Genomic DNA, 230 nt, shown 5'->3' with positions numbered 1-230 from the left:
AAAGCCTACAGGTCCACATACATAAACATCAGCGTTATCAGCTACTCTTTCTGCTAATAATTCTTTTGTAATTTGCTTGTCTTCATCAGAATATAGAGCCGTATACGATGCATTAGGTAACGCATTTACTTTTCCTTGAATATCATCGCTAAACGCTACAACTTTTTCATTGCGTGCGCACTGAATAAAGTTAACTTTATTCGTTGCATCTTCTTTTAGAGATTGTAGCA

At 35.7% G+C, this 230-nt stretch carries 1 protein-coding gene; it reads right to left on the bottom strand.

Annotated elements, in window-relative coordinates; translation table 11 throughout:
• Positions 1 to 230 (bottom strand): ferredoxin reductase domain-containing protein (locus ACKPVM_RS20545; RefSeq protein WP_409311594.1); only part of this gene is annotated, 230 nt, incomplete at both ends.

This window comes from Pectobacterium hainanensis (assembly GCF_046237015.1).
GTDB lineage: Bacteria > Pseudomonadota > Gammaproteobacteria > Enterobacterales > Enterobacteriaceae > JBJYIN01.
The sequence above is the reverse complement of the archived record's forward strand: the minus strand, read 5'-3'. Positions and strand labels throughout refer to the sequence as shown.